This window comes from Pseudomonas sp. Mn2068 (assembly GCF_049319725.1).
Classification (GTDB): Bacteria; Pseudomonadota; Gammaproteobacteria; order Pseudomonadales; family Pseudomonadaceae; genus Aquipseudomonas; species Aquipseudomonas gingeri.
This window is the reverse complement of sequence record NZ_JBMOUG010000014.1, coordinates 127,969-148,712: the sequence shown is the minus strand read 5'-3', so window position 1 is coordinate 148,712 and position 20,744 is coordinate 127,969. Positions and strand designations below refer to the sequence as shown.

The 20,744-nt window shown below is 61.3% G+C and carries 20 protein-coding genes and 1 pseudogene; 5 read left to right on the top strand and 16 right to left on the bottom strand.

Annotation, left to right across the window (positions count from 1 at the left end; translation table 11 throughout):
- Positions 1 to 13 precede the first annotated feature (13 nt).
- From ACL9RJ_RS26120 to ACL9RJ_RS26110, 3 genes are all read right to left on the bottom strand, one after another.
- Positions 14 to 526 (bottom strand): HPP family protein, encoded by a 513-nt coding sequence (locus tag ACL9RJ_RS26120; protein WP_422765815.1) that lies wholly within the window; start codon positions 524 to 526, stop codon positions 14 to 16.
- Positions 523 to 1,722 carry an NAD-dependent formate dehydrogenase gene (locus ACL9RJ_RS26115; protein ID WP_017123948.1) on the bottom strand — a complete coding sequence of 400 codons (1,200 nt, stop codon included), beginning with the start codon at positions 1,720 to 1,722 and terminating at the stop codon, positions 523 to 525. The genes ACL9RJ_RS26120 and ACL9RJ_RS26115 overlap by 4 nt, the downstream gene beginning before the upstream one ends.
- A 143-nt stretch (positions 1,723 to 1,865) precedes the next feature.
- On the bottom strand, positions 1,866 to 2,777 hold the full coding sequence (locus tag ACL9RJ_RS26110) for a LysR family transcriptional regulator (RefSeq protein WP_422765814.1): 912 nt from the start codon (positions 2,775 to 2,777) through the stop codon (positions 1,866 to 1,868).
- Between the two features lie 153 nt (positions 2,778 to 2,930).
- Here ACL9RJ_RS26110 and ACL9RJ_RS26105 point away from each other — a divergent pair, with 153 nt between their 5' ends.
- Positions 2,931 to 3,425, top strand: a complete 495-nt coding sequence (locus ACL9RJ_RS26105) for a DUF1543 domain-containing protein (protein ID WP_017123946.1) — start codon at positions 2,931 to 2,933, stop codon at positions 3,423 to 3,425.
- Positions 3,426 to 3,523: 98 nt separating this feature from the next.
- On the top strand, positions 3,524 to 4,477 hold the full coding sequence (locus tag ACL9RJ_RS26100; RefSeq protein WP_422765813.1) for an alpha/beta fold hydrolase: 954 nt from the start codon (positions 3,524 to 3,526) through the stop codon (positions 4,475 to 4,477).
- Between the two features lie 16 nt (positions 4,478 to 4,493).
- Here the strand turns inward: ACL9RJ_RS26100 and ACL9RJ_RS26095 are convergent, their stop codons facing one another.
- The 3 genes and pseudogenes from ACL9RJ_RS26095 to ACL9RJ_RS26085 form a co-directional block, all read right to left on the bottom strand.
- Entirely contained in the window at positions 4,494 to 5,324 is an 831-nt protein-coding gene (locus ACL9RJ_RS26095; RefSeq protein ID WP_377650683.1) for a methyl-accepting chemotaxis protein, read from the bottom strand.
- 24 nt (positions 5,325 to 5,348) lie between these two features.
- Positions 5,349 to 6,383 (bottom strand): annotated as a pseudogene (locus ACL9RJ_RS26090) (HAMP domain-containing protein); the annotation flags it as partial.
- A gap of 287 nt (positions 6,384 to 6,670) precedes the next feature.
- Entirely contained in the window at positions 6,671 to 7,138 is a 468-nt protein-coding gene (locus ACL9RJ_RS26085) for an anti-virulence regulator CigR family protein (protein WP_422765812.1), read from the bottom strand.
- 210 nt (positions 7,139 to 7,348) lie between these two features.
- Here ACL9RJ_RS26085 and ACL9RJ_RS26080 point away from each other — a divergent pair, with 210 nt between their 5' ends.
- The 3 genes from ACL9RJ_RS26080 (at position 7,349) to ACL9RJ_RS26070 (ending at position 10,436) form a co-directional block, all read left to right on the top strand.
- The gene (locus tag ACL9RJ_RS26080; protein WP_017123942.1) at positions 7,349 to 8,758 is read left to right on the top strand and encodes a DUF2252 domain-containing protein; all 1,410 of its coding nucleotides are present in this window, start codon (positions 7,349 to 7,351) and stop codon (positions 8,756 to 8,758) included.
- A gap of 671 nt (positions 8,759 to 9,429) precedes the next feature.
- The gene (locus ACL9RJ_RS26075) at positions 9,430 to 9,645 is read left to right on the top strand and encodes a hypothetical protein (RefSeq protein WP_422765811.1); all 216 of its coding nucleotides are present in this window, start codon (positions 9,430 to 9,432) and stop codon (positions 9,643 to 9,645) included.
- A gap of 539 nt (positions 9,646 to 10,184) precedes the next feature.
- Positions 10,185 to 10,436, top strand: a complete 252-nt coding sequence (locus ACL9RJ_RS26070; protein WP_422765810.1) for a hypothetical protein — start codon at positions 10,185 to 10,187, stop codon at positions 10,434 to 10,436.
- 1,051 nt (positions 10,437 to 11,487) lie between these two features.
- Here the strand turns inward: ACL9RJ_RS26070 and ACL9RJ_RS26065 are convergent.
- From ACL9RJ_RS26065 to ACL9RJ_RS26020, 10 genes are read right to left on the bottom strand one after another with little or no spacing between them, the layout of a single operon-like run.
- Positions 11,488 to 12,465: a hypothetical protein gene (locus ACL9RJ_RS26065; protein ID WP_422765809.1), complete on the bottom strand. Its 978-nt coding sequence runs from the start codon at positions 12,463 to 12,465 to the stop codon at positions 11,488 to 11,490.
- Positions 12,438 to 13,142: a hypothetical protein gene (locus tag ACL9RJ_RS26060; protein WP_422765808.1), complete on the bottom strand. Its 705-nt coding sequence runs from the start codon at positions 13,140 to 13,142 to the stop codon at positions 12,438 to 12,440. Before ACL9RJ_RS26060 ends, ACL9RJ_RS26065 begins: the two co-directional genes overlap by 28 nt.
- Positions 13,139 to 13,672, bottom strand: a complete 534-nt coding sequence (locus ACL9RJ_RS26055) for a DNA-binding protein (RefSeq protein ID WP_422765807.1) — start codon at positions 13,670 to 13,672, stop codon at positions 13,139 to 13,141. Before ACL9RJ_RS26055 ends, ACL9RJ_RS26060 begins: the two co-directional genes overlap by 4 nt.
- Positions 13,669 to 14,571 carry a hypothetical protein gene (locus ACL9RJ_RS26050; RefSeq protein ID WP_422765823.1) on the bottom strand — a complete coding sequence of 301 codons (903 nt, stop codon included), beginning with the start codon at positions 14,569 to 14,571 and terminating at the stop codon, positions 13,669 to 13,671. The genes ACL9RJ_RS26055 and ACL9RJ_RS26050 overlap by 4 nt, the downstream gene beginning before the upstream one ends.
- Before the next feature lie 20 nt (positions 14,572 to 14,591).
- Positions 14,592 to 15,137, bottom strand: coding sequence for a hypothetical protein (locus tag ACL9RJ_RS26045; protein WP_017123991.1), 546 nt, complete (start codon positions 15,135 to 15,137; stop codon positions 14,592 to 14,594).
- A gap of 10 nt (positions 15,138 to 15,147) precedes the next feature.
- On the bottom strand, positions 15,148 to 16,743 hold the full coding sequence (locus ACL9RJ_RS26040) for a phage tail protein (RefSeq protein WP_422765806.1): 1,596 nt from the start codon (positions 16,741 to 16,743) through the stop codon (positions 15,148 to 15,150).
- Positions 16,744 to 16,751: 8 nt separating this feature from the next.
- Positions 16,752 to 17,276: a phage tail protein gene (locus ACL9RJ_RS26035; RefSeq protein WP_017123989.1), complete on the bottom strand. Its 525-nt coding sequence runs from the start codon at positions 17,274 to 17,276 to the stop codon at positions 16,752 to 16,754.
- Positions 17,263 to 18,444 (bottom strand): baseplate J/gp47 family protein, encoded by a 1,182-nt coding sequence (locus tag ACL9RJ_RS26030; protein ID WP_422765805.1) that lies wholly within the window; start codon positions 18,442 to 18,444, stop codon positions 17,263 to 17,265. Before ACL9RJ_RS26030 ends, ACL9RJ_RS26035 begins: the two co-directional genes overlap by 14 nt.
- The gene (locus ACL9RJ_RS26025) at positions 18,441 to 18,758 is read right to left on the bottom strand and encodes a DUF2590 family protein (RefSeq protein ID WP_017123987.1); all 318 of its coding nucleotides are present in this window, start codon (positions 18,756 to 18,758) and stop codon (positions 18,441 to 18,443) included. The genes ACL9RJ_RS26030 and ACL9RJ_RS26025 overlap by 4 nt, the downstream gene beginning before the upstream one ends.
- Positions 18,755 to 20,740, bottom strand: coding sequence for a phage tail tape measure protein (locus tag ACL9RJ_RS26020; RefSeq protein ID WP_017123986.1), 1,986 nt, complete (start codon positions 20,738 to 20,740; stop codon positions 18,755 to 18,757). Before ACL9RJ_RS26020 ends, ACL9RJ_RS26025 begins: the two co-directional genes overlap by 4 nt.
- Positions 20,741 to 20,744: the final 4 nt, after the last annotated feature.

The following is a 20,744-nucleotide window of genomic DNA, read 5'->3' as shown; positions in this document are numbered from 1 at the left end:
CCCCACTCCAGGCTCAGGAAGTGGCTCGGGCGTGGAGCTGCAACCACCTGACCAGCCGCCAGTACAGCCAGCCCAGCAGCATCAGGAAACAGGCGCCACCCAGGGTTGGCACCAGCAGGAAGGACCAGCCCGGCTGCATCATGAAGATGATCACCGGGTTGCCGCCCGCCGGCGGATGCACGGTGCGCGTGACCACCATCAATACCGTCGCCAGCCCACCGGCCAACGCCATCGGCACCAACCCGGGCCCCAGCAGCTGCAGGCAGAGCAGTGCCACCAGGGAGGCCAGGAAATGCCCGCCGATCACGTTGCGCACCTGCGAGAACGGTCCCTCGGGATAGGCGAAGAGCAACACCCCGGTAGCCCCGAACGAGCCGATCAGCCAGGGCTGGCCGGTCGCCATGACCAGCCCGCCCAATCCCGCCAGGCCGGCGAACGCCCCGAGACCGATCCACAGCAGCGAAACGATCTTCAGGCGCCGAACCGCTCCGACCTTCTGGCCCACCTCGGTCGAAGAGGCCGTCATCGCTTGAAGCGTTCGGCTTCTTCGGAGCCCTTGGTCGCGTTGCCGGCACTGTAGGAGTGCGCACCGACACCGGCCAGTTCACCCCCCTGGACAATCAGGTACTCGTCGCGAATCGGCCGGTTCTCGAAATAGCACTCGAGAATCTCACGGGTGCCCGCGGCATAACGCGCCTGGGCCGACAGGCTGGTACCGGAGATATGCGGAGTCATGCCGTGGTGCGGCATGCTGCGCCATGGATGATCGGCCGGTGCCGGTTGCGGGAACCAGACATCCCCCGCATAACCCGCCAGTTGCCCGCTTTCCAGCGCGGCGGCAATCGCATCGCGGTCGCACAGCTTGCCCCGGGCCGTATTGATCAGGTAGGCACCGCGCTTGAAGTGCTTGAGCGACTGGGCGTTGATCATATGCTCGGTTTCCGGATGCAACGGGCAGTTCAGCGTCACCACGTCACAGGCCTTGGCCAGGCTCTCCAGGGTCGAGTGATAGGTCAGGTTCAGTTCTTTTTCCACCGCCTCGGGCAGGCGATGGCGATCCATGTAGTGCAGGTGCATATCGAACGGCTTGAGCAGGCGCAATACACGCAGGCCGATGCGCCCTGCCGCCACGGTGCCCACGTGCATGCCCTCGACATCATAGGAACGCGCCACGCAGTCGGCGATATTCCAGCCGCCCTTGAGCACCCAGTTGTGCGAAGGGATGAAGTTGCGCACCAGTGCCAGCACGCTCATCACCACATGTTCGGCGACGCTGTTGCTGTTGCAGTAGGTGACCTCGGCCACGGTGATGCCGCGGTCCATCGCCCCTTGCAGGTCGGTGTGATCGGAGCCGATACCGGCGGTGACGATCATCTTCAGCTTCGGTGCCTTGTCCATCCGTTCGGCGGTCATGTAGGCCGGCCAGAATGGCTGCGAAATCACGATCTCGGCGTCATGCAGTTCCCGTTCGAGCACACTGTCGGCGCCGTCCTTGCTGGAGGTGACCACCAGTTGATGGCCGTTTGACTCCAGGTATTTGCGCAGTCCCAGCTCACCGGAAACGCTGCCCAGCAAGGTACCGGGCTGGAAGTCGATGGCCTTGGGCGTGGGCAGGGTCTGGCCGTCGGGGTAACGCTCCAGATGCGGCAGGTCGTCCCGTGCGTAGGTTTCGGGTTGGCCGGTGACGGGATCGTCGTAGAGCACGCAAATGATTTTCGCCATGGGGGCACCTTCCTCTTCTTGGAATGGACCCGCGCCGCCGTCCTGGCGCGGGTGAGCAGATCATGCTGCTGCGCCACCGATAGTCCGCGAGGAGCCCGGCACTGGCTAATCGCTTGCGCTGATCTATAGATCAGCGTGGGTTATCAACAATGCAGGAAGGAGTCGACGCGGGCCTGCAGGTCCAGCGTGCGGAAAATCACCAGCGCCGAGGCCAGCAGCAACGGTTGCGGGTCGCGCCGCAGCATCACCAGGCCAATTTCCCGTTGCAGCTCCGGGACGATGGGCAAGGCGGTGATCTCCTGGCGCATTTCGATCAGCGACAAGGCGCTGTGGGGCACGATGCTGTACAGACCGGAACAGCGTACATGGGCATACAGCACCATCATCGAGTCAGTCTCGACCCGTGGCACGACTCGCACGCCCGCGGCGTCGAAAGCGCTGTCGATCCCCTGGCGACACTGCATGTTGGCGGTCAGCAGACACAGCGGCAGCCGCGCAACCTCCTCCCAGGACAGGCTGCTCGCCCCACCCAGGGCGCTGTCGTCGCGGGCTATGAGGACATAACGTTCCTTGAACAACGGCATCGTCTGGAACTCCCGCAGGCGCCCGTCCGACAGGTAGGTCATGCCCAGGTCCAGTTCGAAATCGGAGATTTTCTGCAGCATCTGCGAGGCCGGGAGGGTGTACACCTCGTGGCGCATGTTCGGATAGGGTTGCAGGCAGAAATCGGTCAGCAACGGCACCATCGACAGTGTGGTGGGAATCGCGCCGAAACGCAGGACACCGGCCGGATCCAGTTCCCGGGTGCCGACCTCCTGGCGCAACGAACCGCAATCGGAGAGGATCCGTCGGGCCCATACCAGCACGCGCTCGCCGTCAGCGGTGAAACCTTCGAAGCGCCGGCTGCGCTGTACCACGGAGATTCCCAGTTCCTGCTCCAGGCTGCGAATCGCTCCGGACAGCGCTGGCTGCGACACATTGCATTTCTGCGCCGCCCGACCGAAATGCTGTTCCTGGGCCAGGGTCACAAGGTAGGTCAATTGACGAAGTAACATACGCGCTGGGCTGCTCTTATTAGAATGGGCGCCGAATCCGGTGTGGCGGCGAAAGCCGCCGATCGAATCGCTATATAGTAAATAACATAACGACCAGAGCACTGGAACCACGGGCCGGCGACTGCGCCAGCCCTTCAGCGAAAAGGAACGGCAATGTTGTGGGTGGTCATGCTCGGGGGCAAACACCCCCGCGCCAGAATCGAAGTGCACGATGTGACGTTCGTGCGCGGTGACAGTCTTGAAGCGACCTATGGGCAACTGCGCCAGGACTGGTTCGGCAGCCAGGCAGGCTTGCATATCGATGGCTGGATGCGGGTCGACGGCGTCGAGCGGTGGAAGGTCGGGTTCAGCGACCTGGCCCCGTCCCCCGGCTCGCCGCGATTGTTCTTCATCAACTTCGGCGGTTATGAAACGCAGGTCTTTGGCGAGGCCCATCGCTATCTGCTGGTGGTCGCCGAAAACCTCGTGCAGGCCAGGGCCAAGGCTAAACAACTGATGTTCCGCGGCTGGGAACAACCCCATACCGACGCGGTGCTCGACATCGACGACTGCCTGCCGATCGACCAGGTCGACGGTCGCTACATCGAACTGGTGGAAGCGCCCCATGGCGGCATCGTGCAGGACAATGACTACATCATCCTGCCCTGAACCCACGATATGTCAGGGGTCATTCGACCCGTGAATGGTGATTAGCGCTGTCTTGCCCTTCTGCTACGGTCGATGGATGGGCCAAGGGAGCACGCAGGATGAATGCATTCGAACAGCACGTGGTAGCGGTCAACGGGATCGAGTTGAGTGTGCACGTGGCCGGGCCGCTCGACGGCAAGCCGGTCTGGCTGCTGCACGGTTTCCCCGAGTGCTGGTATTCCTGGCGCAAGCAGGTGCCGGCGCTGGTCGCGGCCGGCTATCGGGTTTTCGTGCCGGAGATGCGCGGCTACGGCCGCAGCAGCGCTCCTGAAGATATCGCGGCCTACGACCTGCTGACCCTGTGCGGCGATATCCGTGGGGCGATGGAGGTCTTCGGCCATGAACAGGTCGCCATGGTCGGCCACGACTGGGGCGCGCCGGTGGCCTGGCACCTGGCGCTGCTCGAACCGCAACGGGTCAAGGCCCTGGTGACGCTGTCGGTGCCCTTCGCCGGCCGCGCCAAACGCCCGGCCATCGAAGGTATGCGCGAAGTGTTTGCCGATCGCTTCAACTACATCCTCTACTTCCAGCAGCCGGGCGTCGCGGAACAGGAACTCGACGCGGATCTCGACCGGACCTTGCGGGCCTTCATGGGCGACACCGAAGTGTTTCTGCAAGCCAAGGCGGCCGATGCCAGACTGTTCGACGGCGTAAGCGTACCGCCAGCCCTGCCGGACTGGTGTACGGAAGAAGACTTCGAGCCCTATCGCCAGACCTTCGCCGACAAGGGCTTTCGCGGCGCCTTGAACTGGTACCGCAACTTCGAGCGCAACTGGCAGCGAACCGGGTTCCTGGCCGGCGCCCAGGTGCAACAACCGACGCTGTTCCTGATCGGCGACCGTGATCCGGTGGGGGCGCTGGAAGCCCATACCCTCAAACGCATGCCGGGCGTGGTGCCGCATCTGGAACAACAGGTGCTGAAGGATTGCGGGCACTGGATACAAAGCGAAAAACCCGACGAAGTGAACGCGGCGATGCTCGAGTTTTTTGCGCGGGTCTATGCTGCCCCGTAGAGCGCCTCCTGCACCATCAGATCCTGAAGGTATTGACCAGATTCTGCAGGCGCAGCGCCTGGTTTTCCAGGTCGGTGCAAGCGGTCAGCGTCGATTGCAGGTTGTTCACCATCTGTTGGTTGAGGCCGTTGATATGGGTGATGTCCTTGTCGAGATTGCCCACCACGGCGGTCTGTTCTTCAGTCGCGGTGGCCATGGACAGGTTGATCTCGTCGATCTCGCCGATCCCCGCCATGACGGTGCTCAGGCGTTGCCCGGCGAGAATGCCCACCTTGACGTTATCGTCGCTGTGACGCTGGCTGGCCAGCATGGCGTTCACCGCATTGCCGGCACCGGCCTGGAGTTCTTCGATCATCGTATGGATTTCCAGGGTCGATTGCTGGGTCCGGTGGGCGAGCGTGCGCACCTCGTCGGAAACCACCGCGAATCCACGCCCCGCATCCCCCGCCCGGGCCGCTTCGATGGCGGCATTCAGCGCCAGCAGGTTGGTCTGATCGGAAATGCTCTTGATCACCTCCAGGATATGCCCGATCTTGAGAGTCTTGCCATTGAGCGCCTCGATCTCATTGCGGGTCGAAACCACCTGTGCGGACAGCTCCGACATCGCCGCAATACTGCGCTCGACCACCTGGCGGCTGTCCTGGGTCTGCTCCCGCGCATCGGACGCACGCCTGGACGCATGCGCCGCGCTACGGGCAATCTCGTCCGCGGCGGCACCCAGCTGATTGATCGCTGTGGCGACGTTATGGGTCAGGGCCGCCTGAGTATCCGAGCTTTGCAACGAAGAATGCGAAGTCCGACTGACCTGTGCGGCCAATTCGGTGAGCTGGCTGCTGGACAGCAACACTTCGCGGATCGACTGCTGAATGCGTTCGACGAACTGATTGAAAGAACCCGCCAGAATGCCGAACTCATCCTGCGACTGAACAGGCAGGCGCTGGGTCAGGTCGCCCTCGCCCTGCGCGATATCCCGCATCGCCAGGCCCATGCGCCGTAGCGGGCGCAGCAAGGCCTTGATCAGCAATCCCAGCAGCGCAATCGTCACCAGCACCGCGCTCAGCGTTGCGATCAGCGCGGTCAGGCGAAACTCGTGGAGTGCCCCATAGGCCTTGTCCTTGTCCACCGACAAACCGATAAACCACTTCACCGAAGGCAGGCCGTCGATGGGCATGAAGGTCAGGAGGCGGGCCTTGTCGTTTTCCGTCACCTCGCTCAACCCGGTATTGATGGCGGGCGGCGATTGCGGGAACGCTTCGGCGAGGGTCCTGGTGACGAGCGCCTTGTCCGGGTGGGCCAGGATCCTGCCATCGGCGCTGACCAGAAAGGCGTAGCCGATACCGTTCATGTCCACGGCGTTGATGATCTGCGCCAGCTTGTCGAGATTCAGGTTGGCCCCCAGCACGCCCAGCGGTTGACCGTTCTTTTTGATCGGTACGGATTGGGTCATGACCAGGTAATCGGTACCGGCACCGATATAGGGCTCGGTGAGTGTCGGACCACTGTTGTGGACGGCGTCCTTGTACCAGGCCCGCTGGCGGGCATCGAATCCCTCGGGCATCACCCGTGTCGGATGGATGCTGAAGGTGCCGTCTTCCCGCCCGACATAACTGGCAACGAACGTGGCGTTCAGCACATTCTGTGCCAGAACCCGATTGATGGCCTCCGGCGCGGGATTGGCAGCGATGGCCTCGGCGAGGCTTTCCAGCAGCAGGATACGGCCCGACAGCCAGCTGTTGATGTTGGCACCCAGGACCTTGCCGACATCCTGCATATTGCTGTGCAGGGTGTCGCGGGTGGTCGCGGTCTGCCGGTAGTCGTTGAACAGCGCAAAGCACAGAAACACCACAATCAGCACCGAGCAGGCACCCAGGAGAATCTTGTGACCGAACTTCAAGGCGGTGCCCATGCTGAAAATCTCTCCTGGCGTGCAAGCGCGCTGTTTTTATCGAAGTCGCGTGACCAGGGGACTATCGCGGGCATGGCCCAGGGGCGATGCGCACAGGTCGGGTGATCAGCGGCTCGTCGCGTAAGGTAGGGGCAGGCGGAGGGGTTGTCGAACAAGAAAAGTTGAACGTAAAGGCAGGGTATTTGTTATGAGCGCGCGGTCCTTGACCGAACATCGAGGCGGACAATCGTCAGACATCAGAACGCCTCGTCTTCCTCTGTGAACAGCTATCCAGGCAAGGATCGGAACTAGTCCAATGCCCCGCTGAGCACTTCGTAGATGATGCCGCTCGCAATGGCTACGAGGATCAGGTCCGTCCCCGCCTGCTGCCATTCATAACCCTCATAGTGAGGCAGGCGCCCCAACAGCCGGCCATCGAGCTTTTTCGCGATACCGGGAGGAAGAGGCTTGCCACGAGCCAGGTTTTTCTGGATACCGGGCGGCAATGCCGGCCCCGGACGCCAGTAGTCCCGGTACCCGCCCAGCACGCCGAGGACGACGCCGTGATCGACACTCGGCCCTTGTGCCCAGTTGCCGTCCGCCGATTTTTTCCCCTTGCCGTGGCCGCCTTGATGACCAGGGCCCTGATAGTCCTGCGAGTTTCCCTTGCCATTTCCCTGGCCTTTGCCGTTACCCGGATCGGCCAACGCCGTAACGGAACCAGTCACCAGGGCGAAACAGGCAAACGCAGCAATAACCGGGCGCGACTTGAGCATCATCCGTTCCTCGAAAGAGGGAAACCTCCTTGCAATGTAGACGGTATAAGGCGAAGAAGTTGCAGAATCGCTCCCTACCCCTCCCCCCTTCCCCTACACCCCTTCCCGAACCGGCCCGGACTGGAACCTTGCCAGATCCCATATATGCTCACGATGGAACGGCCCTGCTGCAACCCGGTTCGTCCGTATTCCCGCCAGTAGAGGAACCCCATGAGCACCGTCAAAGACCGTCTCAAACAGGGCAAGGACGCCCGCAAGGATTGCCCGCGCAGTTCCCAGGCCACGCCGGGACAGATCAAGCGCGACCCCATCCCGCTGATCGAAGCGTCCAGTGCCGGCCGGGTCGAATCCCTGGTGGCCCTGCGTTACGGACGCATGCTGGTCTCGCCCTTCACCTTTTATCGTGGCAACGCGATGCTGCAGGCCCACGACCTCGCCGGCACCCCGGACATGGGCCTGCAATCGATCATCTGCGGCGATTGCCACCTGATGAACTTCGGCGGTTTCGCCACCCCGGAGCGCAACCTGCTGTTCAGCGTCAATGACTTCGACGAGGTTCATCCCGGTCCCTGGGAATGGGACCTCAAGCGCCTGGTGGCAAGCTTCGTGGTGGCTGCCCGCGACCTGCGCCACGGCGCCGTTGTCGAAGAACAACTCTGCCGCCATGTGGTCGGCGCCTACCAGCGGGCCATGGCCGCCTGCACCGAACAGAGCGCCCTGGATATCTGGTACGAAGCCACCACCTACGAAGACCTGCTGGACCAGGCCCGCGGCAGCAGCACCCTGGAACATGTGCGACGGGCCATCGAAAAAGCCGAGCGTCGCACCCACGCCGAGTTGCTGCCCAAGATCTGCGAGCGTGATCAGCATGGCCGCTTGCTGATTCGCGACGACCTGCCGGAAATCTTCCACCTGCACGAAACCACCACCCTGCTCGATCCCGACGATGACTGGATGCGCCTGCAGGACTGGCGACCGCTGTATGACACCTTCATGCGCGACTATCGCGGCACCTTGCAGGCCGATCGCCGCGACCTGCTGGCCCGTTTCGAAGCCCAGGACCTGGCGTTCAAGGTAGTGGGCGTGGGCAGTGTCGGCACCCGTTGCCTGGTGGCCCTGCTGACCGATACCCAGGAACGACCGCTGTTCCTGCAGTTCAAGGAGGCCCGGCGCTCGGTGCTCGCCGACTATGTGCGTGGCAAGTCCCGGCCCCGGCACAACGGCCAGCGGGTGGTGGAAGGACAACGGTTGATGCAATCGGCCAGCGACCTGTTTCTCGGCTGGACCACCGGCCCCAACGGCCGGCACTTCTATGTCCGCCAGTTGCGTGACATGAAGATCTCCGCGGAACTGGAAACCTTCGACGCCGAAACCTTCGCCGCCTATGGACGCATCTGCGGCCGCGCCCTGGCCCAGGCCCACGCCAAATCATCCGGCCAGGCGGCGCTGATCAGCGGCTATATCGGCAAGAGCGAAACCCTGGCCGAAGCCCTGTTCAAATACGCCCAGACCTATGCGACGCAGAATGAACGGGACTTCGAACACTTCCAGCAGGCCTGCCGCAAGGGGCGTTTGCAGGCGCGTTCGGAGGCGGATTTTGCTGCGGATCATTTGCCTTGAGGTTCAATGTTCCCATATCGCCCTTTTTCAAACGCCAAAAACCACAAACCCCCGACTTTCTCTAGGAAAATCAGGGGTTTGTGTTTGCAGAATGTGGCGGTGAAGGAGAGATTCGAAACTACCCACAAAGCTACTTTCATTATGCAAGCAACAGGATTACGCGGGCTCCAGCGATACGGCCCCTCCAAAAAATCGGCATTTTCAGTCCCATAGTAGTCCCATGGCTTTCGCACCAGATTAGTGCACGAGGGCTGGAAGGTGGTTAAAAACGGCACTCCGGCCAGTTTATGTTGAGGCATGGGAAAAAGGTAATATTGGTAATACACTTGATAAATCAGAGTAAAACCCTTTATTTTCAATGGGTTGATAGATATTTAGAAAAGTAATAATTTGGTAATTTATAGGTTAAGTCATTACCTTTTCATCGGGTAATTCCTGACAAGCTCAACCCCCAGCAAAATCGGGTACTTGGGCGAATATTACCTTCGCCATTACCAAATATTACCCCTCAGGGTAATGCGTCAACCCCACGAACTACGCGGGCTGCAGCAGGTTTAGTGCCTTTCCTAACCAAAATTACCTTTTTCCCAGCCCTAGTTCCAAAATAGCCATCTGCTAGGCGAATCCTGCAGCTTGGGGCTAGTCTGAGAGTTCACGATAGAGACCTTCGTATGGCGCATGAGTATTCGCTCTCAGATGTACTTGAAAGGATGTATGAGAATCAGTTGGCCCTTGAAGCAGCTGTGATGGAGCTCACTCTACGTCTGGAACAACAAGGCTCAGTAGAAGTAGGTGAAAACGTACGTGGTGCCTTAGAGGCAATCGGTGAGAACGCGGGGCATATCAAGCAAGGTCTGGCTCGCCTGAAAAGGTCAGGAGCCATTTAAGGAAACGAGACAAATTGTGAAGTGCCCCAATCTCGACGAGACCCACACGCTTCGTGGCTTATGCCAGCTTTCGACCTCATCGAAGACAGCCACGGACGGCGGGAAAAAAGATCTGTCTCGTTTCGGAAAATTCCCGTATTTCTATGTTTTTCTCTCTTCCGATCAATGAACTCGGGGCCTCCAGCCCTGCCCCGTTCGTGATCGCCTGCTGCACCGCTGTGCAACCGCCCTGCACTTCTCTTCAAAACTTTGCAATCTGTGAAACTGCCGGTCGCCCGCAGAGCGTCCCGGCCCGCCTGGGCTGCCGGTTTGTTTGCACTACATCTGGGTTTGCACAAAAAAAGAACGCGAACCCCGTCGGCGGGAGGGGGATAAGTGCTTTTTCGGCCCGTTTTTTTCTCCCCCGAGAAAATTCAGGATCTTGCCGCCATATCCCGGCCCCCAACCGGGCATTTCATCGGCCCGATATGGCCACGCGCCTGCCTCCCGATAAACTGTACGAACATACAGTATTTCGACGAGCAGGCGAGGGCTTGGAGATGAATGAAGAACACACCTTGGCGTTGGGTCGCACGGTCAGTACGGTCGCGGCCTGGAATGAGCTGCTGCAGGATGAAACCGCGCTACTCGACAACCCAGGGGCGCACCATAAGGCCTTGGTTCAAGGCGCTCATATGCTGCACCAGATACAAGTCGTTGACCGCGACGGTCTAAGTGATCTCCTGGAACAAGCGGACGGTGCGTTGGCGTATGCCGTCGAAGCGCTGCTGGATCAGCCCAGCGGCGAATAGAGGGGGTGTCCCATGCACATGTTGGTTACCCCAATGCGCCACAAGGGCGTGGCCCTGGATCTGAACGCCCGGCGCCATAGTCGAGGCATCAGAGGCGACGTCAGGGTGAACTGTGAGCTAGATACAGGTATGGGGCGCAGCTCGAATGTCGCCAGGCTGATCAATGGCATGCCGCTCGATCCCGAGCTGCTACCTCCACTGATCGATGCCACGTTGTCCGGGATGGCTCCGAACGGGTTCGTGTTAACCGACATTGAGTTCATAGATGGATGCGCCTATGCGCAGTCCTGGTGGTGTCGACTTGGCTAGCGAGAGGAAGCGAGGGCCTTAGGCCCCCGCCGATTACAGGTTAGAACTGCTGAAAGACACGGAGCACGCCGCCGACCAAATAGATCGTCTGCAGCAACCGAATCAATTCTTCAGGGAAAAATTTTAATAAAAATTTCCTCATCGGATATTCCTCTTAGGTTGGTAACACCTGCGCATACCTACAAGGTTCCGCAGGGCCTCCCACTCAACCTAGCAACGCCCCCCTTCATAGTTTGTTTACCGATATCGGTAAACTTTTCGGAAGTTTAGCAAGTGCTAAACAAGCAACAACTAACCGTAACTAACGGCAATTCGTAACCTGCAGCAGCTTGACGGGTCAGTCACAGAGCCATACCCTTCGAATTGCGAGTAAGAAAAAGCATGACTTCTGAGTGATTGGGCAAGACTGTACACAGGTTTCCGGCAACGGATCAACCCGAAAATGTCCAAGGAGAGCCCGGCCCCGCCGGGCTTTCTGCTTTCTGGTCGCCCGGCCGATTGGCGATTCCCGCTAATTAGCAGGGTTTCCGCTAGGCCGTTACTCAAATCCGAGTAACGCTATTCAACTGATAGTTGAAAACTTTACGGGGGACCAACCGACGGACGGTCGTCCCCGGGGGAGTTGTATCAAATGGCCGGGCGTTGCTTCTCGTGGCCGGCGACACAAAACAATAAAACGCTATTATTTTTTTATAGGGCAGAACTAGCATCACTCTGTATATAGAAAACTTCAGCGCTCTATTTATTGAGTAATGGGTTGCAGCTTCACTGCTAGCTGGCGAGCCAAGGCAGCTTTTGCCGTAAAGCCCGCCACGTCTGCCGGGCTTGGTGTAGGCCCTGGTAAATGAGTGTGTGCCGCCAGCTGGGCGTTCATCTGTTGCACCAGGTCGAGCAGGTCGCAGAGGATCTGCAGCACGTTGACCGACTCCGACCCCAGCCAGGTCTTCGGCGCCTGCAGTCGCTGACTGACCGACGCCACACTCTGCCGCACCCCCTGGATCCGCTCCTGCATATCACCGCCCACGGTCGCGTTGTGCTTCTGCCCCACCACCAGGTTGAGATCCCGGCCAGTGGCCTGGTGCAGATCGTCCACGGCCGCCAGGCTCGCGGATCCGCCCGACAGCAGCTTGAGCGCGCCCAGGGCTTCGATCTTCTTGATGCCGCCGACACTTTCGATCGAGTGATCGTCCACCGTCCTGGTGTGGCTCTGGAAGCGCTCGGTGTTCTCCAGGACGTCCACCTCCCGCTCGATCGCCTTGTCCTGGATCTTGCCGTCTGTCTGGCGTAGCCAGTTGCCGTCCGCGTCGACTCGCTGCTGGCAAGCCTCGCTGTGCTGCCACACCTGATCGCCCTTCGGCACTCGGGGCAGGCTCAGACCGTGCGGCAGGATCTGCGTGATGAACGGCTTGTGCGGCAGGCCGTAGGCGAAGCTGATCACGACCGTGGTGCCTTCCTCCGGAAAGCCGAATATCCCCGCCTCTTGCCCGCCCATGGGCGCCGGCAGCGGCAGGCCCGTGAGGACCGGCAGATCCGGATCTGGCTCGCCATCAGGCAGCAGCACTTCCACGTCGACGCCGAAGCGTGGCCGGAAATCATCACATACGCCAGGCGCCGCCGGGGCATCTGGTACCGCCACCACGCGGCCGAAGCGCGGCACATGGTAACCGCCGGTAAGTTCGGGAAATTGCCGCTCTACGTTGCGACGGATTGCGTCGTCCATTTGATCGCCATTTGGTTGCCAGCGAGCGTCACGCTGGTGATCCGCTCGCCCTGGTTGATGGTTGCACCAGGTCGCAGCCCGGGAAGGGGCGCGATCACGGCGCTTTGATTGCCCTGGTAGCCGTCGAACAGTTCAACGGGCAACTGCAGTGCGGGCCGGGTACCGAAGAAGCTGTCGGCCCAACTGCCTACAAAGACTTCGCCGTCGCCCTGCTGCTGCCAGATGAAGTCGGGGACGCCAAACACTTTGGCCAGGCTGTCCATGGCCAGGTAGCCCGACGCCAGGCTGTAAAAGAACGGCGCCTTGACCTTCGCATAGGCTTTGTCAGGCACCCGAAAGCGCAGGCCTGTCTTGGTACTGATCTCAGCCAGGACCGCTTGCAGGTCGACGTGACGCAGGTTCAGGGGCAATGGATGGGTCAGGATCGAAGCCAGTTCGCGGCACGCCAGAACCTGCTGCACGTTGTTAGCCGCGGTTGACCGCTCGACGTAGCCGAGGAAGTGCCGCTGCAGCGTGCTGTCGTTGTAGCCGACATCGAGCGTCACCAGGCCTTTGACCGGGGCACCGGCCTGCACCGTGAACGTCGCCCGGCCGGGGCTTTTGATGTCCAGGCGTACTTCGTCCTTAATCAACGGGTACGTGGTGCCGGCGATCGTCAAGACCTTGTGCAACTTCATGACTTGGGCGCCAGGTAGTCATCGAGCTTTTTCAAGGTTTTCTCGAAGCCGCTCAGCTCCTGGGGGGCGCCTTCGCCGTCCTTGCCAGCGACACCCCGCCCTGGGGCGGATTGGGCATTCACGTCGCTCGCCGCCTTGCGCTGCTCGACCTTCTCCGGGTTGGAGAGCTTTTCGGCCAAGGTGAATTGCACCAGCCAGGCAGCCAGTGTGTCGTCCTCCCGGGCGCTGACCCCTTCAGAAAACTGCACCTCGCGGATCCCGAAGGCGGCGGCGCTGTCGTTGACGATACGGTACATCTTGAGTTGTCCGCCGCCGGCGGTGGCTTCGGCCAGCCGCATGATGACGCGCAGGTGCTCCTGGTCGGCAAACGGGATCATCAATGACACCGCCAGGGTCTTGGGTTTGAAGCCCTTGTGAGCGGTATCGGTGTTGCTGGTCTGGCCGGACAGGTCGTCGCTTTCAATACGCAGAGTGGCCGTGACCTTCATGCGCTTGCCCCGGATCTGCTGGCCGTCGAGAAGAAGAGTCATAGGCCGACCAACTCCCGCACAAAGCTCAACCCCTCAAGCGACCCGACCAGGAGCACGCCGGCGGACAGCACCCACTCATGACCTGGTGCCTCACCGGCCAGCAACTGGCGGCGCAGTTCGCTGCTGTCCCCCGGGCCGATCATTCGCGCACGCATGCTGTGATCGGCATTGCCGTCGGCCAGCAGGGCTTTCAGGTCGTTCAACTGCTGATCACGTCCCTGTTGCTGGGCGGCCTTGCGCCCGGCCAGTGCGGCCAGGTCGCCCATAGGCGAGCTGTCGGCCGCATAACTCTCCAGAACTGCCAACTGGCCCGCCATGGACTGTTTGGCCGCCTTGACCACCGTGCAGCGCTCAAGGGGCAACGACTGCCACCGAGGCAGCGGGCCAGCGCTGGGGATCTCCCATTTTTCCGTCTCGAGGCGCGACAGGTTCCGCGCGCGGCGCTCGGTTCGCACAAGGTCAGGAATCGGCAGCAACGCATTAAAGCGCTGCAGGGTGTCGGCCAGTTGGTCGAAGCGCGTCCCCAGGAACATCAGCGACAGGGCATATTGCGGCCCGGCCGGGCGCCCGGTGTCGGTGTTGTCTACCAGTTTTCCGACCAGATGCTGCAGCAGGTTCGGCGCCGACAAAAAGCGCTGGTGGCCCCGCCCCTGGCCGATACCGCTCTGGAACGGCGTCACAACCAGGCAGGCCGGCGCCTCGCCCATCTGTCCTGCCAGCGCGGCCCGGCCGTTGGCAATCGCGCCGGCGGCGGCATCGCCGACCGGCCCCGGGTTGGTGCTGGTCATCCCGTCGAGCCCGGCCAGGCGCCGGGCAGTGTTCGCCAGCTCACTGCCGGCCAGGCCCTTGGCCGCGTCCAGTTCACCCATCCAAGCCGTAGCCTGCTCGGGCCAGCGCATGGTCACCGGTGCCCAGGTGTTCAAGGCTCGACCTCCCAGGTCACAGACTCAAGTGCGGCCCGATCTCCGGCGACCAACGCCTGATCGAGCAGTTGCTTGAGCCGGTTGGCCTTCTGCAGCAGTTGCAGCTTGAACGCCGTGAAGTCGTCGCCCACTTGGCGTATCTCTTGGGCGGTGTGCGGCCGAAATTCCTTCAAACCCTGCTCATCACGACACGCATAAAGGCTATCGAGCCCGGCCAGAATGACACCGGTCAGATTCAACTGATCATCCATCTGGCTGCTGTATTCATACGAACGGCCCAAGGCGGTCGACCAGAATCCACCTGTTACGGCTGCCTCACACTGCTGATTGATCTGAAGAGTGCGCAGCGCATGGTGTTCATTGATGCTCAGCTTTACAGCCTCGCCTATGCAGGGATAGCCATCATCACCCCGAGCAATCCCCTTACCGCTGGCCTGGGCGGCAAACAGGGCGCTGTGGGTGTTCACTGTGATCTCAACATATCCAGGTCCCTTGATACCGAAGGCCCAGCGTTGATCTGTTTCGTTCCAGGTTGCGTACATGCTCGGTTCCTTACTTTCCAATCGAAATCCAATCGACGGTCCCAGATAGGTTGCTGCCGTTGTTCGTCCATTGATTATCCAGCTTGAATCCCGTCAGGGTCCGGTCCCGGATCTGCGCATAGTTCGAGTTTTCAATACGCGAACCAGTGAACCAAAGGTTCGGGAGTACTCGGCAGAAGCTGCTGTAGGCCTTGGGATAAGTGATGTTCAGGGATTCGATACCCTCCGGACCAAGGGCGGTCGTTCCCCAGTTGATCAGCAAGCCACCTAACCAGGTCGGAAGCTCCAGGTAACCATTCGCGGTCAGGCTGGCCGAGAACCCCCAACGCATTTTCTTGGGAGTGATATAGGCGGTGTCGTCGGTGCCGGCATCTGTTTGCAGTTGGGTAGCAACCTTGGCGGCGCCGGCGCCGCTTTCAGTGGCAGGGGTTGCGACTACGCTGAGCGTGACATTATCGGAGCCGTCGAAGCTCATCGAGCCGACTACCGCGCCAGCCACCGAAATGGTTCGCGCCGTGGCAAGCTTTGCAGCCCTCCCCACTACAGTAGCGCCTGACACTACGTTGGCGATGGCCGTCCAAAGAGTGGCGGTCGCGGCTTTCAATGCCCGGGTGGTCGCCAGGATCTGGCTGCTGTTGACGTCCTGGTCATCGCTGATCGCGTTGGGGATCTGGTCCAGCCCCACATCGCCCTTGGTCGTAGCTCGAGCACGTAGTTGCGGATAGTCTCCAATACGGGCCGCAAAGTGGGTTACCAGAGGCCCATCGATCGCTTCGACTGACCGGCGATCGGTCAGCAGGCCGCCGCTAGATAGATCAGCCACGGGGACGCAGTAGTGCTGCACGCCGGCGCTGTCGGTGTAGTCGGGCCTCTGCGCGCCAAATACCACTTGCCAGCTGGCCACCACGTCGCTCAGTTCACGCTGAAGCGCCACATCCAGCCACACCGTGACCGGCAGCGCCGGCGGAACGATCGGCAGAACGGCCGATCGCTGCAGACGAATACCTTCGATGTAAGCCGTCCCGGGGTTGACTTGGTAAACACCACCGACCTTTTCCACCTGCAGCGAGCTGCCGAAAAAACAGGCTCGGCCGAACACGTCCCGATTGCTCTGGCGCTCGCGCTCGTCGATGCCGGCCAGGCGCACGGTGAAGTCGTGCTGCCAGGTCTTGGCGTCAATGGTCAGCCCTGTCAGAGCCTGGGCGCCGTCGAAGACCAGGAGGAAGTTGCGGGTCAAGTTGTTGCCGATCTGCAGGGGCGGGATGTTCCGGCGCTTCTGCTGCAGGGGCACGTAGGCCACGGCAAACAACACACCTTCGACGGATTCCAGACCGATCCAGTTGAAATCCCAATCCCCCACGTCCGAGCCGATCTGCGAGCTGTAGACCACCTGGTTGGGGCTCACATAGCCCGCATTACCGTCAAGGATCTGGTGCGTATGAACGATCTGGCCGGCCACAGGCTTGCCTGCAGCACGGTCAACTGGCCCGTTCGCATCCAGCCCGGGAACGTTGGCAAAGATGAAGCGAGAGACCTTCAATCCAGCGTGCGCGGCTTGTTTCTGAGCGATCAGGCTTTCGCCTGCAAGGGTAATGCTGGCTCCCATGAGGGCTCCTAAATTCGGGCGACCAGCGTTTGCTGATCGTCGTTGAAGTGGACAAGGGCGACCTGGAGCGGCACCGGTGTGATGGTCGAGAAGTCATAACGGCGGCAGGTGCGGCCGTATTGCTGCACCAGGACGCGCAACAGCTCAGGGTTCTGCGACAGCTGGGAGTCGGTGAAACGCAGCAGCACCACGTCCCAATCCCGGCCCTCCTGACGCTCCTCGATCTCGACATAGCCGACGCCCAGGCGTTGCAGAATGCGTTTCATACCGGCCGTACTGCCGGCGTCCACGGCGTTGATGAAGGCGTACTTGACCCGAAGCCGGTAGAGGCTTTCGGGTTCGCCCTTGAAACGGGTGATATCGCGCTGCCAGGCCAGCAGATCGAGCACGGTCAGGTGGCAGGTGTCGGCATCCATCTGCAGCAGCGGCCAACGTAGCCAGCCCTCAACTTTTTCCCACCAGCCTTGGGCGGCGTCCTTGAGCTTTGTCAGCTCAGTGCCGGCAAGCCAGAATTTCAGCTCAAGCTTGATCACGAAGCACCACTTGCAGGCTCTGGATTCGAGGGATGGTCAGCTCCGACACAATGTCGGCATTGGCAAAGTGCAACGACTCAATCCCGGCGAACTGCTGGTGCAGTTCCTCGCCGAGGCGGCTGAACGAGAACCGCGCCTGCGGAAACGTCAGGGTCGGCCGAAAGTCGCCGGCCGTGCTCTCGCGGAACGCCGCACGGATGAATAGAGCAACATTGTCCTGCAGCGCCCGGCGCTGCTCGGCGGTCAGCGTCGAGCGAGGCCAGACCTCCACCGACAGCGCGTGCTGGGTTTCCGGCATGACCAGGACCAGGAGGTCGTCACCATGGCCGTGGTTGCCCAGGTCGCGGATATGGGCGTTGATCTGCTCTAGGTAGGTCGCTGCCGGCACGTCGGCGTCAAACAGCACATAGGCATTGGCACTGCCCGGGCCCCGGGGTGCGCCATGCAGGAAATACACACCGTCCGGCCGCACGCCCGGGAATGCCGAAATCATGGCTCGATACACCGCATCGGTGTGCCACTGGTTGACCGCCGAGAACTGGTTACGGGTGCGCAGGCGTAGTTCGTCATTGGGTTCCGGATCTGCACCTGGTGTGCTCAGCCAGCCGTCTTTGTTCACCACCTGGGCAATACCCGGCACCGGGACTGGCAGAATCGCGTAGTACCCCGGGGCCAGGTTGTAGCCAGACCCAGTGTCGACCGCCTCCACCGGGATCTCCAGCTGCATCAGGCCGTCGGTGAACGAACCCGGGGCGGTGGTCACCAGCTGGTACACATGGCCGTTGATAGCGGCGGACTGCACCACCGTGCCGGCCGGGACCTCCATCGCGCCGCCAGCAACTGTTCGGGTGAACAGCAAGCGGCCCCGGGCCTTGCTCGCCCCCTTGCGCTCAACGTTGACCGCCCAGGCCAACATGTCCAACCAGGCGCCCTTAGCCGTCTTGACGAAGAAGTTCGGCAGCACGGTGGCAACGAAGAAATCCAGGATCCACAGCACCGGCTTGGTCACCAGGGCGGTGACTACCCGCCAGAATGGTGACCAGGCACTGGTATTGCTCAGTTTGCAGTCCTGGGCGGCCACCTCGGCCTCCCACGCCTGGCGCAGGCCGGCTTCGGTTGTCGGGATGCCGGCATCACTCAGTGCCTGCTTGAAATCCACATCACTCACAGCGTTACCTCAATCGTGCCGAATTTCAGGGTGGTCGCCGTCACCAGGTAATGGCCGGGCTGCAGTTGGGTGATCAGCGCGGTGCCCGGCACCAGGCGTTCATCCGCCTCCACCAGCAGTTCCAGTTGCTGGATGCAGTCGCGCTGCCTGAGCCGATCGCGCTCGGCGACCAGGGTCACCAACAGGCCGCTGTCGCGGATCATGTGGGCGATGTCCTGGGCGATGCTTGCCCGGTCCTCGATCAGCCGCGGCTGACGCGACGGATCCAGCACCAGGTCGTTGTCCCGGATCAGCAGGTCGATGTACTCGCTCATCCTGGTACCGCCATGGCCATCATGTTTTCCAGCTCCAGTGGGGTCATTGGCTTGCCGGTATGGATGTTCAGGTTTTCCACGTGGGTACCCTTGTTCTGGCTGCTGTTGTTGTTCTGGATGCTGGTCAGCAGCCCGCCCGGGGGCACGGCGTTAGGTCGCGCCGGCGAGAGGCTGGGAATGGCTGCATTGATGTTCTGCTGCGCCTGCTGGGCAGAGACGGCTCTTTCTGCTGCGCCCATGGCCACGTCGGTACCGGGCAGCTCGGGCAAGTCGCCGAAGCGGGTTTCGATGTTCACGCCCGGGAGCTTGTTCAGCATCTCGATCAGGCCGTTGATCGCCTTGTAGAACACCTGGACGATCGCGTCCCAGGCACCTTTGGCCATGCCGGCCCAGCCACCCATCCCGTTAAACCAGTCGGTCAGCGCCTGCAGCTTGTCCAGGACCCACTGAAACGCTTCGCTCTCCATCAGGGCCGTGGTCCATTCGTCCCAGTAGTAGACGGCTGCGATCACGATCGCGACCAGGGCGGCAATCCCCATGACCACCACGCCGATCGGGTTGGCCGTCAGCGCGACGTTGACCAACCAGATCACCCCCTGCCAAAGCAACATGGCGGTTCGAATGATGCCGAGCGTGGTATGGAAGAGAAGCAGGCCGGCCACGTACAGCCCAATCGCCACCGCCTGCAGAAGGAATCCCGCGATCGAGCGCAGGTGAAGCAATTGAACGATCTTCCAAACGGTAACCAGGCCCAACCATGTCACGCGGGCGACACCGACAATGAAGGTCAGGAGCGACATGGCAGCGACGATCCCGAGGATTGTCAGCGTCGTGATACCCACCACGCGGGTGATGTTGGGGAACATCTCGGTCCAACGCATCAGCACCTTGCCGGTATCGACGAGCCTCTGCATCACTGGCGTGATCGATGGCAGCAGTACCTGGCCGAATAGCACCCGCATGCCTTCGACCAACGATGACCACTGTTGCCAAGGGTCGACCATCATCTTGGCCATGTTCTCGGCGTTCTCCAGGCCGCGTACGCTGCCCAGGCGATCCATGCCATTTTTCAGCCGATCGGTATCGGCCATCAGGGTGCTGATCAGGCGCGCCGCTTCGCCGCCGAAGGCATCGCGCAGCTTGTTGCCGTTGGCTTCGATCGACAGGTCGCCGAACTTGCCCTTGAGCTTGTCCAGGATGTCCATCATCGGCAGCAACTTGCCCTGCTGGTCGACGAACTTCATCCCCAGCTTCTGCGAAGCACCGCTGATGTTCTCGAAGAACGACTTGTACAGGCCGCCGGCCTCACCGCCGTCCATGGTGCTGCCCAGGGTGCCAAGCACCGCCATTTGTTCGGCCAGGCTGACCCCGGCCGTGCTGGCCAGGCCGCCGGCGGCCTTGAAGGCCTCGCCGATCTGATCGCCGCTTGTGCGGAAGAGCTGCACTGCCGTGGCGGTCTGCCCGGCAAGTTGCTCGACCCAGGCATCCTTGCCCATGGCATCGGCCTGGCCCTTGAACAGGTTGTACATGGTGCCCACGTACGCGCCCATGGTGTCGGCGTCCGACTTGGTAGCCTTGGCCAATACGTTGCTGGCATTGGTGAAGACCGCCAACTGGTTGCCGGTCAGACCCTTGATGGCGCCCTCAATGCTATACGCCGATGCCACAAAGTCCCGGGCGTTCTCCCCGTAGTTCACTGAAAACTCCAGCGCGGAGCGGTTCAGCGACTTCAAGGCATCTTCTGCCACGCTGAGGGAACGCACTTCGCCCAGGGCGCGGTTCATCTCCAGGGCCGGCTCTAATGACTCACTGATACCGTAGAACGCACCGGCCAGGCCTGCAGCGCCGATGCCCATCTGAGTGATGCCTTTCTGGCTCTTATCGGCAAGCTCAGCAAAGCCCATTTTCACCTTGCCCAACGGTGCAGTGACCTTGTCGGTCAGGGCCAGGATAAAGTCCAGGCGGGCGCTACGATCAGCCATGCAG